14 protein-coding genes and 1 tRNA gene are annotated in these 14521 nt (G+C 42.8%); 10 read left to right on the top strand and 5 right to left on the bottom strand.

Annotation, left to right across the window (positions count from 1 at the left end; all coding sequences use genetic code 11):
• Nucleotides 1-497 precede the first annotated feature (497 nt).
• From FEK29_RS18170 to FEK29_RS12765, 3 genes are all read right to left on the bottom strand, one after another.
• Entirely contained in the window at nt 498-629 is a 132-nt protein-coding gene (locus FEK29_RS18170; RefSeq protein ID WP_262710139.1) for a hypothetical protein, read from the bottom strand.
• Between the two features lie 195 nt (nt 630-824).
• Nucleotides 825-1106, bottom strand: coding sequence for a hypothetical protein (locus tag FEK29_RS12770; RefSeq protein ID WP_138258826.1), 282 nt, complete (start codon nt 1104-1106; stop codon nt 825-827).
• A gap of 17 nt (nt 1107-1123) precedes the next feature.
• Nucleotides 1124-2362 carry a 3-deoxy-D-manno-octulosonic acid transferase gene (locus tag FEK29_RS12765; RefSeq protein ID WP_138258825.1) on the bottom strand — a complete coding sequence of 413 codons (1239 nt, stop codon included), beginning with the start codon at nt 2360-2362 and terminating at the stop codon, nt 1124-1126.
• 91 nt (nt 2363-2453) lie between these two features.
• Between FEK29_RS12765 and FEK29_RS12760 the strand changes: the two genes are divergently transcribed.
• From FEK29_RS12760 to FEK29_RS12745, 4 genes are all read left to right on the top strand, one after another.
• The gene (locus FEK29_RS12760) at nt 2454-3608 is read left to right on the top strand and encodes a DegT/DnrJ/EryC1/StrS family aminotransferase (protein ID WP_138258824.1); all 1155 of its coding nucleotides are present in this window, start codon (nt 2454-2456) and stop codon (nt 3606-3608) included.
• A 40-nt stretch (nt 3609-3648) separates the two neighbouring features.
• On the top strand, nt 3649-4665 hold the full coding sequence (gene galE, locus FEK29_RS12755; protein ID WP_193554889.1) for a UDP-glucose 4-epimerase GalE: 1017 nt from the start codon (nt 3649-3651) through the stop codon (nt 4663-4665).
• A 74-nt stretch (nt 4666-4739) separates the two neighbouring features.
• A complete protein-coding gene (locus tag FEK29_RS12750) occupies nt 4740-6020 on the top strand; it encodes a metal-dependent hydrolase family protein (protein ID WP_138258822.1) in 1281 nt (426 codons plus the stop codon).
• Between the two features lie 17 nt (nt 6021-6037).
• Entirely contained in the window at nt 6038-6388 is a 351-nt protein-coding gene (locus FEK29_RS12745; protein ID WP_240042749.1) for a hypothetical protein, read from the top strand.
• Between the two features lie 2 nt (nt 6389-6390).
• On the opposite strand, the gene FEK29_RS12740 is transcribed toward FEK29_RS12745, so the two are convergent.
• Entirely contained in the window at nt 6391-6903 is a 513-nt protein-coding gene (locus FEK29_RS12740; RefSeq protein ID WP_138258820.1) for an alpha-ketoglutarate decarboxylase, read from the bottom strand.
• A gap of 120 nt (nt 6904-7023) precedes the next feature.
• Here FEK29_RS12740 and FEK29_RS12735 point away from each other — a divergent pair, with 120 nt between their 5' ends.
• Together FEK29_RS12735 and odhB are read left to right on the top strand one after the other, a co-directional pair.
• Nucleotides 7024-9828 (top strand): 2-oxoglutarate dehydrogenase E1 component, encoded by a 2805-nt coding sequence (locus tag FEK29_RS12735; RefSeq protein WP_138258819.1) that lies wholly within the window; start codon nt 7024-7026, stop codon nt 9826-9828.
• Nucleotides 9829-9849: 21 nt separating this feature from the next.
• Nucleotides 9850-11127 carry a 2-oxoglutarate dehydrogenase complex dihydrolipoyllysine-residue succinyltransferase gene (odhB, locus tag FEK29_RS12730; protein ID WP_138258818.1) on the top strand — a complete coding sequence of 426 codons (1278 nt, stop codon included), beginning with the start codon at nt 9850-9852 and terminating at the stop codon, nt 11125-11127.
• A 54-nt stretch (nt 11128-11181) separates the two neighbouring features.
• On the opposite strand, the gene FEK29_RS12725 is transcribed toward odhB, so the two are convergent.
• Nucleotides 11182-11628 (bottom strand): retropepsin-like aspartic protease, encoded by a 447-nt coding sequence (locus FEK29_RS12725; protein ID WP_138258817.1) that lies wholly within the window; start codon nt 11626-11628, stop codon nt 11182-11184.
• Nucleotides 11629-11709: 81 nt separating this feature from the next.
• Here FEK29_RS12725 and FEK29_RS12720 point away from each other — a divergent pair, with 81 nt between their 5' ends.
• The 4 genes from FEK29_RS12720 (at nt 11710) to FEK29_RS12705 (ending at nt 14506) form a co-directional block, all read left to right on the top strand.
• Nucleotides 11710-12477: a TatD family hydrolase gene (locus FEK29_RS12720; protein WP_138258816.1), complete on the top strand. Its 768-nt coding sequence runs from the start codon at nt 11710-11712 to the stop codon at nt 12475-12477.
• A gap of 15 nt (nt 12478-12492) precedes the next feature.
• Nucleotides 12493-13518, top strand: a complete 1026-nt coding sequence (locus tag FEK29_RS12715) for an asparaginase (protein WP_138258815.1) — start codon at nt 12493-12495, stop codon at nt 13516-13518.
• 72 nt (nt 13519-13590) lie between these two features.
• A tRNA-Ser gene (locus tag FEK29_RS12710) sits at nt 13591-13678 on the top strand.
• 78 nt (nt 13679-13756) lie between these two features.
• Nucleotides 13757-14506, top strand: a complete 750-nt coding sequence (locus FEK29_RS12705) for a MotA/TolQ/ExbB proton channel family protein (RefSeq protein ID WP_138258814.1) — start codon at nt 13757-13759, stop codon at nt 14504-14506.
• Nucleotides 14507-14521: the final 15 nt, after the last annotated feature.

Raw genomic sequence — 14521 nt, 5'->3', positions numbered from 1 at the left:
AAAAGCAAAATTCAAGGTATTACATAGTAATCCGTTACGCTTAATAAATTTATTGATACGCTAAACCCAAATAAAAAAGCCCTCCGATCAGGAGGGCTTTTACACATCGTAGATTTTATCTATACTTAAAAATTTAGATAGTTTAAATCAAGCCAAACAAGGCCAATAAGGATCCCACTGCAACGACGGCCAAAAAGGCATTCATCGCAATAATAAGAATTGACAGATACGCGTCAACCCCAGTTTTAAATGATAAATGGTTCATAACATTACCTACTTTAAAGTTATTTACAATAAAGTACGTAAAAATCAACCTCTAATTGTAGTTGTTGTTGTCTAACAGGGGTTTGGTGTTGTATAGGGCACAAATCTTGTAGTCGGACATTTTGGAAACATGGTTTTTTACCGATAATTTTGGACGCTTTGTCGATGTTTTGTGCAAAAAAGGGATATGCCCCACCAAGGTACACATCCCAAATTTACGTTTACTGTAATTTCTAATCGATAATGCCTAACCAATCCAAAATTAGTGCAATTGGAATCGCCACCAAAATGCCAATCAGGCAGGCGATCATTAATTTTAAAAAACCATTGAGGAGTTTCACTCCAAAAGACAGTTCCTGTTCCATAATCCTAGTAGTGTTGTTTACTCGATAATCGAGATTTATACTCGCCAACCTTTCGGTGATCGTATAAATTTAGGTTCAATATATTCTCTAAGTTACTTTTCTTTGAAAGTCTTCCTCAATATACCGATTTTAAAACAAAGATTCTGAAAAACAGTGGCTTAATTCGATTAAGGGAGAAAAATACACTTTTAAAAACTAGGATAATGCCTTGCCTTCAATTCGAATTTTAAGCTTAGAATGCAAACTTACCGTGGCCACTCCTGGCTTCAATGTGTCCAAAGCTTTGTTCTTTTTGGGCCTGTTTTGTTTTTCGGTAGGTCGGGTTTTCAAAGAGCTGGAATCAATTTTGATGGAGTCCATTTTCTGTGGGGCTTCCCTATTTTCGTTTTTCCTTGTATTCACAAAGGAATCCCAACAGGAGCTAAAAATAAAGGGGATGAGAAGGAGTAAAGGATAGATGACTTTGGGGCATTTCATCTGTTCTATGACTTTGATTACTTTAAATATGTACGGATTCCTTCCATGATTTGGACGCTCGCCCCTTTATTATTTAAGATATATTGTGAATTTATCTGGCCTATTTTTTGGGATGTTCTTGAATCATGGAGCAATTGGTCCACAACACTTTTAAATGCCTTTTCATCCGTAATGGGAAGTATACCTCCCAATTTCACCAAATCCTCTGCTTCTAAAAAACCCTTATAATTAGGTCCGATGATCACAGGAATCCCAAAAACGGCAGGTTCCAAGGTATTGTGCAGGCCCGTGGCAAATCCGCCCCCTACGTAGGCAACTGTTGCATAGCTATAAATTTTTGTCAATAGTCCTATGGAATCAATAATCAATACCTGAGTGTCATCTTTGGTTTTTTGTGAAATAATGGAATATAGTTCGGTCTTTTTTTGGATGGATTGAAAGAGATGGTTAATAGGGCCTTCTTTTATAGTATGGGGTGCGATTATGAACTTTAAGTCCTTTGGGGCCTGGTTGATGTAGTTTGTCAGTATCCGTTCATCATCGGGCCACGTACTTCCGGCTACAAGGCAATTGTTTCCATCGCAGAACGAATTTACAAACTCAAGCGTGTTGTCTCTTTTTAGAATTTCTAAAACTCGGTCCAAACGGGTATCGCCAGCAATGCTCACATTTTTAGTCTTAATACCTTCAAGTAGTTCCAGGGATTGCTTATCTTGTACATAGATGTGGGAAAACTTTTGGATTGCCTTTCGCATGAATCCTCCGTAATTTTTAAAATAGATTTTATCGGTACTGAATCTAGCTGAAATCAAGATTCTTGGGATTCCCCTTCTTTCTAAGGCAAAAAGATAATTGGGCCAGATTTCGTATTTGATAAAAATGGCCAACTCCGGTCTGGCGGCATCCAAAAATGAGTTCACGTTTCGCGGAGAATCTACTGGCAAATATGTGGTTAGGTCTGCCGGCGAAGAATTCTTTTTCACTTCGTATCCAGAGGGAGAAAAAAAGGTCAGTAGTATTTTGTGCCGGGGATATTCTTTTTTCAACTCCACCAAAATGGGAAGTCCCTGTTCATATTCCCCCAAGGAAGCCGCATGTATCCAGATAATCCTATCGCTTTTGGTGAATTGAACTTTCAGCGACTTTACAACCTCATTACGCCCATTTACAAATTTTGAAATCTTCGGATTTACAAATCCTATCAATTTTAGGATTTGCCAAGTTAGCACGACTATAAATGAGTAGAGATGGCGCAATTTGATTTGTTTGCGACTAAATTACGGTTCTTTCCAGAAAATCATTGTGGCACGTTTCGTATTTTTGCCCTGCTTCATATAATGCCACAACATGAAAAAGATACAAATGGTTGACCTTGGCGGTCAGTACCAAGAAATAAGGGAACAGGTGAATGCGTCCATTTCCCAAATATTAGAATCTACCTCCTTTATAAATGGTCCCGAGGTGCATGCGTTTCAAAAGGAACTGGAGGAGTACTTGGGAGTGAAACATGTCATTCCTTGTGCGAACGGAACGGATGCCCTACAAATTGCCATGATGGGACTTGGCTTGAAACCAGGGGATGAGGTCATCACGGCCGATTTCACCTTCGCGGCGACCGTAGAGGTCATTGCCCTGTTACAGCTTACCCCCGTCTTGGTCGATGTGGATATGGAAACTTTCAACATAGATGTGAACGCCGTCGAGAGGGCCATTACTCCAAAAACCAAGGCAATCGTTCCCGTGCATCTCTTTGGGCAATGTGCCAATATGGATGCCATCATGGCCTTGGCGGAAAAACACAATTTATTCGTAATCGAGGATAACGCCCAAGCCATTGGAACCAAATATGTGTCGGCCGATGGAACAAGGAAAATGGCGGGAACCATTGGACATGTAGGGGCAACCTCCTTTTTTCCGTCAAAGAATTTAGGCTGCTATGGGGATGGTGGGGCCATTTTCACCAATGATGACGATTTGGCGCATACCTTGAGGGGCATCGTAAACCACGGTATGTACGAGCGTTACCATCATGATGTAATTGGGGTAAACTCCAGGTTGGATTCCATCCAGGCCGCTGTGCTTCGGGCAAAGCTCCCAAAACTGAACGCGTATTGTAATGCCCGTAGAACGGCAGCCAGGAAATATAATGCGGCTTTAAAAGACCATAAGGATATCATACTCCCAAAGACGGTCAATTCCTGTGAGGGTATTTGTGAAACCTGTGATTGCCATGTGTTCCATCAGTACACAATACGGATAACCAATGGAAAGCGTGATGGTCTGGTAAGGTTTTTGGCAGAAAACGATATTCCCAGTGGTATTTATTACCCTATTCCCTTACACCGCCAAAAAGCATACTTGGATACAAGATATAACGAGGCCGATTTTAAAGTGACCAACCAATTGGTGAACGAGGTTATATCCCTGCCCATGCATACGGAATTGGATGATGAACAAATCGCCTTCATTACCGGGAAGGTTATCGAGTTTATGAACGATTAAATAAAACAAACAGTACTTTTTGCACCTGTAAACTAAAATTATGCAAATACTAGTAACCGGAGGTCTAGGATTTATTGGTTCCCATACGGTTGTGGAACTTCAGGCAAAAGGATTTGAGGTCATCATTATTGACGATTGCTCCAATGCCGATGAAAAAGTGCTTAAGGGCATCGAAAAAATATCGGGGAAAAAACCAATCTTCGAGAAATTCGATTTAAAGGAACGGGAGAAAGTTGAGGACTTCTTTCATCGCTACCCAGATGTGGAGGGTGTTATCCACTTTGCGGCGTCCAAAGCTGTAGGCGAAAGCGTTGAAAGACCTTTGTTGTACTATGAAAACAATATTGGTACTTTGGTGTACATTCTCAAGGAATTGAGCAAAAAGAACAAGGCCAGTTTTATATTCAGTTCTTCTTGTACGGTTTATGGACAGGCGGATACAATGCCCATTACTGAAAACGCCCCTGTAAAGGAAGCGGAGTCACCTTATGGTAATACAAAGCAAATGGGCGAGGAAATCATTAGGGATGCCTGCAAGGTAACCCCTAATTTAAATGCCATTGCGTTGCGCTATTTCAACCCCATGGGAGCGCATCCCAGTGCCGAAATAGGGGAGTTGCCTATTGGCGTGCCACAAAATCTGGTGCCTTTCATTACCCAAACGGGCGTGGGACTTAGAAAGGAACTTTCGGTTTTTGGGGACGATTATCCCACGGAGGACGGAACTTGTATCAGAGACTATATTTATGTAGTTGATTTGGCAAAGGCGCACGTGGTTGCCTTGGAACGTTTGCTGGCCGGGAAGAATACCGATAATTATGAGGTCTTCAATGTAGGTACGGGAAAAGAAAGTTCTGTTTTAGAGGTTATTGGTAGTTTTGAAAGGGTTTCAGGCAAAAAATTGAACTATAAAATAGTAGGGAGAAGACCCGGTGATATCACAACGGCCTATGCCGACACGACCAAGGCCAATTCCGTGTTGGGTTGGAAATCACAATATACTCTGGACGAGGCCATGAAATCCGCCTGGGATTGGGAACAAAAAATCAGAAAATGATTTCCTGAGTAAGGAATCGGTTCTAAGGGGAAATATGGTTATATTTCCCCTTATTTATTTTAGACACGTATCGTATGAAGAATCTACTGGTATTTTTAATGTTTTTGATGGTAGGCCTGGTGAGCGCCCAGAACACCTACCTGCAATGTGGAAAAATTTTGGATGTAACATCCGGCAAGCTGCTTGAAGAAAGGACCATTGTTGTTTCCAACGGATTGATTAAAAGTATCCAAAATGGCTTTGTTTCAGGCACCAATGCCGATAAGGTAGTGGATTTGAAATCAAAGACCGTCCTACCCGGTTTTATTGATATGCACGTGCATATTGAAAGTGAATCCAGCCCTTCCCGATACTTGGAGCGATTTACCAAGAACGAAGCCGATGTTGCCTTCCAGTCCACCATCTATGCCAAGAAAACTTTGATGGCGGGATTCACCACCGTTCGTGATTTGGGTGGTTCTGGCGTGAACATCGCGCTAAGAAATGCCATCAATAAGGGCACAATCGTGGGGCCAAGAATATTTACGGCCGGTAAGTCCATTGCCACTACGGGTGGTCATGCAGATCCTACGAACGGCACTCGGGATGACCTTATGGGGGATCCGGGTCCAAAGGAAGGCGTCGTAAATTCCCCGGAAGATGGTAGAAAGGCAGTGCGCCAGCGCTATAAGAATGGCGCGGATGTCATCAAGATTACGGCAACAGGGGGCGTGCTGAGCGTCGCCAAAAATGGGCAGAACCCCCAGTTCACTGTTGAGGAGGTACGGGCGATTACGGAAACGGCCAAGGACTATGGAATGCTCACCGCCGCACACGCACATGGTGATGAGGGTATGCAACGGGCCATAAAAGGGGGAATCAAGACCATCGAGCATGGAACGTTAATGTCTGAGGAAACCATGGAATTGATGATTCAATACGATGCGTATTTGGTCCCAACGATTTCGGCAGGTCAAGAAGCGGCACGGTTGGCAAAGATACCGGGATACTTTCCGCCGGTAGTGGCCAAGAAAGCCTTGGAAATTGGCCCCTATTCAGAGAAGACCTTTGCCAAGGCCTACAAAAAGGGCGTGCCCATTGCATTTGGAACGGATGCGGGTGTTTCGCCCCATGGGGATAACGGGAAGGAGTTTGGATTCATGCATCGGGCTGGGATGCCCATTCTTGAGACTTTGCAGGCGGCAACGATTACCAATGCCAAACTTTTGGGGATGGAGACTTTAGGACAGATAAAGGAAGGTTTTATTGCCGATATTGTCGCGGTCAACGAGAATCCATTGCAAAATGTGGGAACTTTGGAAGATGTCGTTTTTGTAATGAAAGAGGGAGAGGTCTTTAAACCGGTATCGGAATAGGAAATTATAAAGTGAAGGTGAAGGAAAATAAGGTATTGGAGCTATTACAAAGGTCACAGGAAGAAGGACTTTATCTCGATTTGTTACAGCAATTGCAGAAGGATTTTCTCTTGGCGAATTGCAATATAAAACTGGAAGTTGCTATTTCTTTCCAAAACCTGTCCGTATTGGTAAAGGAAAAATTGTACGTATTGCTCATGGAACGTTTTGATGAGTACCTAAACCTTCTATATGTCATTGATGTCCCTGAACATGAACTACGACAAATAGATGCCATGGATGCCGTAGAGGTCGCCGAGCAAGTATCTTTCTTTGTTTTGGAAAGGGAACTTCAAAAGGTGCGTTCAAAAAGGCGCTATGGGAATTGATACTAAAAAAACACACGAATGAAGGGCAATAGGGCATTGGCATAAATACTTCTATCCTCATCGAATAAGAGATTATACCTTAATCCTACCGTTACATTATAAGAACTGTATCCAATTCCCAAAAATAATGCCGGGGACCAATAATTATCCTGAATGGGATTAGGAAAGGCGTCAAAGGTTCTGTTTATTCTCAATTGCTCCAATTCTGCGGAGAGCTGTATTTCCGGAATGGGATTGTAAAGGGATATAAGACTGCCTCCATAGGCCAGAAGTTCGTCATCGTCGAATTTCGCATAGTTGAAATTGAGACTCGCCCCGGCAGAAAACCGTTCGCTTAATGGATAAATAGCACTGGGTGATACGGAAGCATTGAAACCACCACTAAAAAAATTAAGTCCAAGACTTCCCCCATACCTTACATCCCGCCAAAAATTGTTGGTTCCTTGGGTGTTTTGGGAATAAATAAAAGACAGGGCGAACACTGAGAAACAAGTCAAAAAGATTTTTTTATCCATTGATTTTAAAAATTTGTTTGAAACCTTAAAATTTTCCAATAATACCAATCAGCATTCCGTTAGATATTGTAAATGTTGTATTTTTGTACAAATTTCTTCTAAAGATACAGAAAGTAATTCATGGATAAATATTCCTTTTTGAATGCTGTTCATACCTCCTATTTTTCCGAGTTATATGATAAGTATTTGATCAATCCGGATAGTATTGAACCTAGCTGGCGTGCCTTTTTTCAAGGCTTTGATTTTGGTATTGAAAGTTCGTTGGACGAATTGGATATTGATACGGAAAACAGAAGCACTGTTACCATTAACGGCAACCAAGTGGAAATGCCGGAATCCTTACAAAAGGAGTTTCAGGTCATTAGGTTGATAGACGGTTACAGGAGCAGGGGCCATTTGTTTACAAAAACCAACCCTGTTAGGGAAAGAAGGCGGTATGAGCCCACTTTGGACATCGTGAACTTTGGTCTTGCGGAGGCCGATTTGGATACAGTCTTCAATGCCGGCGATATCATTGGGATAGGGCCAAGTACGCTTCGCGAAATAATTGCCCATTTGACCAGTATCTATTGTGACTCCATAGGCGTGGAGTATATGTATATAAGGAAGCCGGAACGGATCAAATGGATTCAGAATTGGATAAATGTAAACGATAACCACCCCAATTTTAGTCCGGAGCGTAAAAAGCATATTCTAAAGAAACTGAATCAGGCCGTTTCCTTTGAAGGCTTTTTACATACCAAATACGTAGGTCAGAAACGGTTTTCACTGGAGGGTAACGAGTCCTTGATTCCCGCTTTGGATGTCATCGTGGAACGTGCCGCGGAAATGGGCGTGAAACAATTTGTAATGGGAATGGCCCATAGGGGGAGGTTGAACGTACTCACCAATATTTTCGGAAAATCCGCAAAGGATATTTTTAGTGAGTTCGACGGAAAGGATTATGAGCAGGAAATATTTGACGGGGACGTGAAATACCATCTGGGCTGGACTTCGGACCGCATGTCCGACAACGGAAACCAGATCCGCATGAACATCGCACCGAACCCATCGCATCTGGAAACAGTGGGCGCCGTGGTGGAAGGTATTGCCAGGGCGAAACAGGATGCCCATTATCAGGACGATTTCTCAAAGGTACTGCCCATTGTGGTACATGGAGATGCGGCCATAGCAGGCCAAGGCTTGGTCTATGAAGTGATCCAAATGGCCAATTTGGATGGCTATAGGACCGGAGGTACCATACATATTGTGGTGAACAATCAAATTGGTTTCACCACAAACTATTTGGATGCCAGAAGTTCCACCTATTGTACCGATGTTGGTAAGGTAACTTTAAGTCCCGTACTCCACGTCAATGCAGACGATGCGGAAGCAGTTGTCCATGCCGCTTTGTTCGCACTGGAATATAGGATGCAGTTCGATCAGGACGTGTTCCTTGATCTTTTGGGATATAGAAAATATGGCCACAACGAAGGTGACGAACCTCGGTTTACCCAGCCCAAACTATATAAGGCTATCGCCAAGCATATGAATCCACGGGATATTTATGCGGAACGTTTGATGAAGGAAGGTGTCATAAACGAGGGTTATGTGGCCGAGCTTGAAAAACAGTATAAGGACAGTTTGGAAGTTAAACTGGAAGATTCCAGGAAAGAGGATAAAACCATTATTACGCCGTTTATGGCCGATGAATGGAAAGGTTTTGAGAATGTGCGGGAATGGGAGATGATGGATCCCGTCGATACCACCTTTGAAAAGGAAAAATTGAACGAGATTGCCAAGGTCATAACCGAATTGCCAAAGGGTAAAAAGTTTTTGCGAAAAGTGGAGAAGTTGGTGAAAGACCGACATAAAATGTACTTTGAGGACGACTCCTTGGACTGGGCAATGGGAGAGCTGTTGGCCTACGGGACCTTGCTACAGGAAGGTTTTGGGGTCCGTATGTCAGGTCAGGATGTGGAGCGGGGAACTTTTTCGCACAGGCATGCGGTCATGAAAGTGGAGGAAAGTGAGGAGGAAGTGTTGCTGCTTAATAATATTTCAACGAAACAAGGAAGGTTTCAAATATATAATTCGCTCTTATCAGAATATGGTGTGGTAGGCTTCGACTACGGATACGCCATGGCAAGTCCTAATACCTTGACTATTTGGGAAGCCCAATTTGGAGACTTTAGTAACGGGGCCCAGATTATGATCGACCAATATATATCGGCGGCAGAGGATAAATGGAAGCTTCAAAATGGTCTGGTAATGTTATTGCCACACGGATATGAAGGTCAAGGTGCGGAACACTCCTCGGCCCGTATGGAAAGATATCTCCAGCTATGTGCCAGGGACAATATGTATATCGCAGATGTAACCACGCCGGCCCAAATGTTCCATATCCTTAGAAGACAAATGAAAGCGAATTTTAGAAAACCGCTTATTATCTTTACTCCTAAGAGTTTGTTGAGACATCCAAAGGCAGTTTCTACGGTGGACGAGCTGGCGAATGGTAGTTTTAAGGAAGTGATAGACGATGCTACGGCAGATGTCAAGAAAGTAAAAAGCTTGGTTTTCTGTACCGGTAAGTTTTATTACGACCTTCTTGCCGTTAAGGAGGAATTGAATCGGGATGATGTGGCCTTGGTCCGTGTGGAGCAATTGTTCCCACTGCCAGACCAGCAGATGAAGGACCTCATTGCCAAATATAAAAACGCTGATGATATTGTATGGGCACAGGAGGAGCCCAGGAATATGGGCGCATGGAGCCATTTGATGATGCATTTCAGCGATGTTGGCAAGTTTAGGGTAGCCTCAAGAAGGTTTTATGCGGCCCCGGCCGCCGGTAGTGCGGTTAGGTCCAAGGCAAGGCATCAGCAAGTAATAGACTATGTTTTTGATAAGACCAAGGATAATATGTCCAAACCAAAAAGTAAGAATTAAGAATAGCAAATAATAGAAAGCATGATTCTAGAAATGAAAGTTCCCTCACCTGGGGAATCCATAACGGAAGTTGAGATAGCGGAGTGGTTGGTTGAAGATGGTGATTATGTAGAGAAGGACCAGGCCATTGCCGAGGTCGATTCGGACAAGGCGACCTTGGAATTGCCGGCGGAGGCAAGCGGGACGATTACCTTAAAGGCCGAGGTTGGGGATGCCGTAGCCGTGGGTGCCGTTGTGTGTCTAATTGATACTGGTGCTGAAAAACCGGATGGGGCAAGTAAAGCTGCAAGTTCCGCATCGGGTGGGGACGAAGGCTCCTCAAGTGATGCCGCAAAGGATTTGGATAAACAGCGGGAGGAAAAGGATACGAAAAAGGAAAGCGAAAAGGCACCCCAGCCCCCTCAGGCAAAGGAAACCTACGCTTCTGGAGTGGCTTCACCAGCTGCCAAGAAAATTTTGAACGAAAAGGGAGTCGAGGCTTCTAACGTTACAGGAACTGGAAGGGATGGGAGAATTACCAAGTCCGATGCCATGAACGCAAAGCCATCCATGGGCTCACCGGTTTCTGGAGGAAATAGGGGCGAGACCCGATCTAAGCTATCCATGCTGCGAAGAAAAGTGGCTGAACGCTTGGTTTCGGTTAAAAACGAAACGGCCATGTTGACTACGTTCAACGAAGTGGATATGTCCCCAATCTTCGAGTTGCGAAATAAATACAAGGAAGACTTTAAAGAAAGACATGGTGTAAGTTTAGGATTTATGTCCTTCTTCACCAAGGCCGTTGTAAGGGCCCTTGAAATGTATCCGGCCGTAAACTCCATGATAGATGGTAAGGAAATGGTGTCCTACGATTTTTGTGATATTAGTATTGCGGTATCGGGTCCAAAAGGATTGATGGTTCCCGTAATCAGAAATGCTGAAAACCTTTCCTTTAGAGGGATTGAGGCCGAAGTAAAACGTTTGGCGATACGCGCAAGGGAAGGGGAGATAACGGTGGATGAAATGACAGGCGGTACCTTCACTATTACCAATGGTGGCGTGTTTGGTTCCATGTTGTCCACCCCTATTATCAATCCGCCACAAAGTGCCATTTTGGGAATGCATAACATCGTAGAACGTCCCATTGCTAGGGATGGTGCCATTGCTATAGCCCCCATAATGTATGTAGCATTGTCTTATGATCACCGAATTATTGATGGTAAGGAATCCGTCGGGTTTTTGGTGGCCGTAAAAGAGGCCTTGGAGAGTCCGGAAGAATTACTGATGGGCAATGATGTTAAAAAGGCATTGGAAATGTAATTCCGTATGTGCCAAAAAATAAAAGCACCGAAATATCGGTGCTTTTTGTTTTTATCACTTTTTGACCTTTAGGTACAGGGCCTTCTTTTTGTAATCGATTATGGCCCTTCCCTCGTTCAGCACATCGGCACCAATGATGCCATCAATAGGCTCCGCATCATGACTTATAAGGGCGGAATTGACGTGAACAAGGTCGAACAAAACTATTTTCAGCTTCTTGTGGCGCCATTTGCCAATATCTATCGTGTTTTTTTTGGAGGTGAGCGTTTCCATGTCGGTGGCTCCGGCTCCGGCCGCTTTTATTTTGGATTCTTTGGATTTCAAATTAAAATAATCGATTTTATCAAAACCGATACACGTATTGGAAGCTCCAGTATCCAGAATAAATCTTCCCGGCATACCATTAATGATGGCAGAAAACTCCAAATGATTTGTTTTGGTAAGGGTCAGGGGAATTATGTCATATCCTTTTTTCTTTAGGTAATTTTTTAGGGAGCTCATAGAAATATAGATTATATCAAAGGAAAGGACGAATACTTGTATTAGGCTTAAAAAAGTCAAAGATAAACCTATTTTTGTGGTATGATTATAACGGACACCCATACGCATTTGTATAGTGAGGCATTTGATGAAGATAGGGAAGGCATGATTCAAAGGGCCATGGACCAAGGAGTTACCCGGTTTTTTGTTCCAGCCATTGATTCGACCTATACAGAAAGAATGTTGGCACTAAAAAAGCGCTATCCGAAAAATGTTTTCTTGATGACAGGGCTTCATCCAACACATGTTAAAGAAAACTTTGAGAAAGAGCTTCGGCATGTGGAAGAATCGGTAAAAAAGCACCAATATTATGCAATTGGTGAGATAGGCATCGATCTATATTGGGATAAGACTTTTTTAAAGGAACAACAAGAAGCTTTTGCCAGGCAAATACAACTCGCAAAAGGTATGGAGTTACCCATCGTTATTCATTGCAGGGATGCCTTCGGTGAAGTTTTTGATGTGTTGGAGCAAGAAAAAGGAGGAGGGTTAAGAGGTATTTTTCACTGTTTTACCGGAAATTTGGAACAAGCTGAGCGGGCATTATCGTACAATATGAAGTTGGGAATAGGTGGGGTGGTAACATTTAAGAATGGAAAAATCGACACTTTTCTTGATCAAATCGACCTGTCAAATATCGTTCTTGAAACGGACGCACCTTATTTGGCGCCTGTGCCGTACAGGGGAAAGCGAAATGAAAGTGCCTATGTTATGAACGTCTTAAAAAGGGTTGCCGAGATTTATGGCATGGAGGAAGCGGAAGTGGCCGCTGTGACTACAGAGAATTCAAAAGAGGTATTTGGGATTTAGTTTAAAAAGTAAGGTTTGGACACAAGGAAAATTCTTTTGATTTATACGGGGGGAACCATAGGAATGGTAAAGGACTACCAGACGGGTGCCCTCAAATCCTTTGATTTTAATAAACTTTTAAAGCATGTTCCGGAACTGAACCAATTGGACTGCACCATAGAGACCATTTCCTTTGAAAACCCATTGGATAGTTCCAACATGAATCCCACCGAGTGGGTGCGAATTGTCACCCTGATCGAGGAAAACTATGAAAATTATGATGGTTTTGTAATCCTGCACGGAAGCGATACGATGAGCTATACGGCATCGGCATTGAGTTTTTTATTGGAAAACCTGGATAAGCCTGTCATCCTTACTGGTTCGCAATTGCCCATTGGGGATTTACGTACGGATGCCAAGGAGAACCTGATAACATCCGTCCAGATTGCCGCCCTGCAAAAGAATGGAACATCGGTCATTAGGGAGGTGGGCTTGTATTTTGAATATAAATTGTACCGGGGTAACAGGACCACTAAGATAAACGCCGAAAACTTTAGGGCATTTGCATCTTTGAACTACCCGCACTTAGCTGAATCCGGAGTACATTTGAATGTCTTTTCGGAATATCTTCTGCCTTTGAAACGCAAGAAAAAATTGACAGTTCATAAAAAAATGGACGAAAATGTGGCTTTGGTCAAATTATTTCCAGGAATGAACAGGCTTGTATTTGAAAATATAGTAAAAACCAATGGACTCAAGGCACTCGTCTTGGAATCCTATGGCTCAGGAAATGGTCCTACCGCAGATTGGTTTTTGGGTTCGTTAAAAAAATCAATAGCTGAGGGCTTACATGTAATAAACGTTACACAGTGTTCTGGGGGTAGTGTGTTGATGGGTAAATATGAGACCAGTTCCGCGCTAATGGATATGCAAGTAATTAATGGTAAGGACATTACCACAGAAGCCGCAATTTCAAAGGCTATGTACATGTTGGGGAGTGGGGTGTCAAACAAACACTTTAAGACCGTTTTCGAGACTTCTTTACGTGGCGAAATGCACTAAAATTAACGGGTAATATTTTATTGTCTAATATTTTTTTTGTTATTTGCCCCACCTTTAAAAAAGGCGAAAAATAGAGAGGTGGCCGAGTGGTCGAAGGCGCACGCCTGGAAAGTGTGTATACACCAAAAGTGTATCGAGGGTTCGAATCCCTTCCTCTCTGCAAGTAAGTTTTACTTTTTTTATATTGATTTTTTTTTATCTTTAACCCTATTAACTAACTAATTTAAGTTTGAAAAAAATGAAAAAATTATTTCCAAGCCTAGCTGTTGCTGGGGCGTTTGTAGCAGGTACAAATATGGTAAGTGCAAAAGTGGCGGCGGTAGCTTTGCTAGTTCAAGATGCAGCTCCTGAAGCGGAAAGAGGATTTACCCAAATATTGAAAGAGCAGTTCATCCAAGGTGGTGCTGGCTTCATGGGGATTGTACTTTTGTGTTTGATTCTTGGTTTGGCCGTTGCGATTGAAAGGATTATCTATTTGAATATGGCCAGTACCAATACTGCCAAATTGAAACAACAAGTTGAGGATGCATTGGCATCTGGTGGTGTTGAGGCCGCTAAAGAAGTTTGTAGAAACACAAAAGGACCTGTTGCTTCTATATATTATCAAGGTTTGGATAGGGCTGGAGAAAGTGTGGAATCTGCAGAAAAAGCCGTTGTTGCCTACGGTGGTGTTCAAATGGGCCAATTGGAAAAGAACGTTTCTTGGTTGTCCTTGTTTATCGCCATTGCACCGATGCTTGGTTTCATGGGTACGGTAATTGGTATGATTCAGGCCTTCCAGAAAATCGCTGCGGTTGGTAACTTGAGTGCCTCCCTTATTGCAGGTGATATCCAGGTGGCGTTATTGACTACGGTATTCGGTCTTATTACGGCTATCATTCTTCAAATCTTTTACAATTATATTATCGCCAAAATCGATAGTATCGTAAATGATATGGAGGATTCATCGATCACGTTGATCGATATGTTGGTAGACCACAAAAAATAAGTTCCACATTCAATA

The organism is Maribacter aurantiacus (genome assembly GCF_005780245.1).
Taxonomy (GTDB): Bacteria; Bacteroidota; Bacteroidia; order Flavobacteriales; family Flavobacteriaceae; genus Maribacter; species Maribacter flavus.
The sequence above is the reverse complement of the archived record's forward strand: the minus strand, read 5'-3'. Positions and strand labels throughout refer to the sequence as shown.

What these genes read in the sequence shown, in the direction of transcription:
- FEK29_RS12740 (WP_138258820.1), bottom strand. Translation starts at nt 6,903, where the DNA reads ATGGATAAAAAAATCTTTTTGACTTGTTTCTCAGTGTTCGCCCTGTCT.
- galE (WP_193554889.1), top strand. Translation starts at nt 3,649, where the DNA reads ATGCAAATACTAGTAACCGGAGGTCTAGGATTTATTGGTTCCCATACG.
- FEK29_RS12750 (WP_138258822.1), top strand. Translation starts at nt 4,740, where the DNA reads ATGAAGAATCTACTGGTATTTTTAATGTTTTTGATGGTAGGCCTGGTG.
- FEK29_RS12770 (WP_138258826.1), bottom strand. Translation starts at nt 1,106, where the DNA reads ATGAAATGCCCCAAAGTCATCTATCCTTTACTCCTTCTCATCCCCTTT.
- FEK29_RS12720 (WP_138258816.1), top strand. Translation starts at nt 11,710, where the DNA reads ATGATTATAACGGACACCCATACGCATTTGTATAGTGAGGCATTTGAT.
- FEK29_RS12735 (WP_138258819.1), top strand. Translation starts at nt 7,024, where the DNA reads ATGGATAAATATTCCTTTTTGAATGCTGTTCATACCTCCTATTTTTCC.
- odhB (WP_138258818.1), top strand. Translation starts at nt 9,850, where the DNA reads ATGATTCTAGAAATGAAAGTTCCCTCACCTGGGGAATCCATAACGGAA.
- FEK29_RS12725 (WP_138258817.1), bottom strand. Translation starts at nt 11,628, where the DNA reads ATGAGCTCCCTAAAAAATTACCTAAAGAAAAAAGGATATGACATAATT.
- FEK29_RS12760 (WP_138258824.1), top strand. Translation starts at nt 2,454, where the DNA reads ATGAAAAAGATACAAATGGTTGACCTTGGCGGTCAGTACCAAGAAATA.
- FEK29_RS18170 (WP_262710139.1), bottom strand. Translation starts at nt 629, where the DNA reads ATGGAACAGGAACTGTCTTTTGGAGTGAAACTCCTCAATGGTTTTTTA.
- FEK29_RS12705 (WP_138258814.1), top strand. Translation starts at nt 13,757, where the DNA reads ATGAAAAAATTATTTCCAAGCCTAGCTGTTGCTGGGGCGTTTGTAGCA.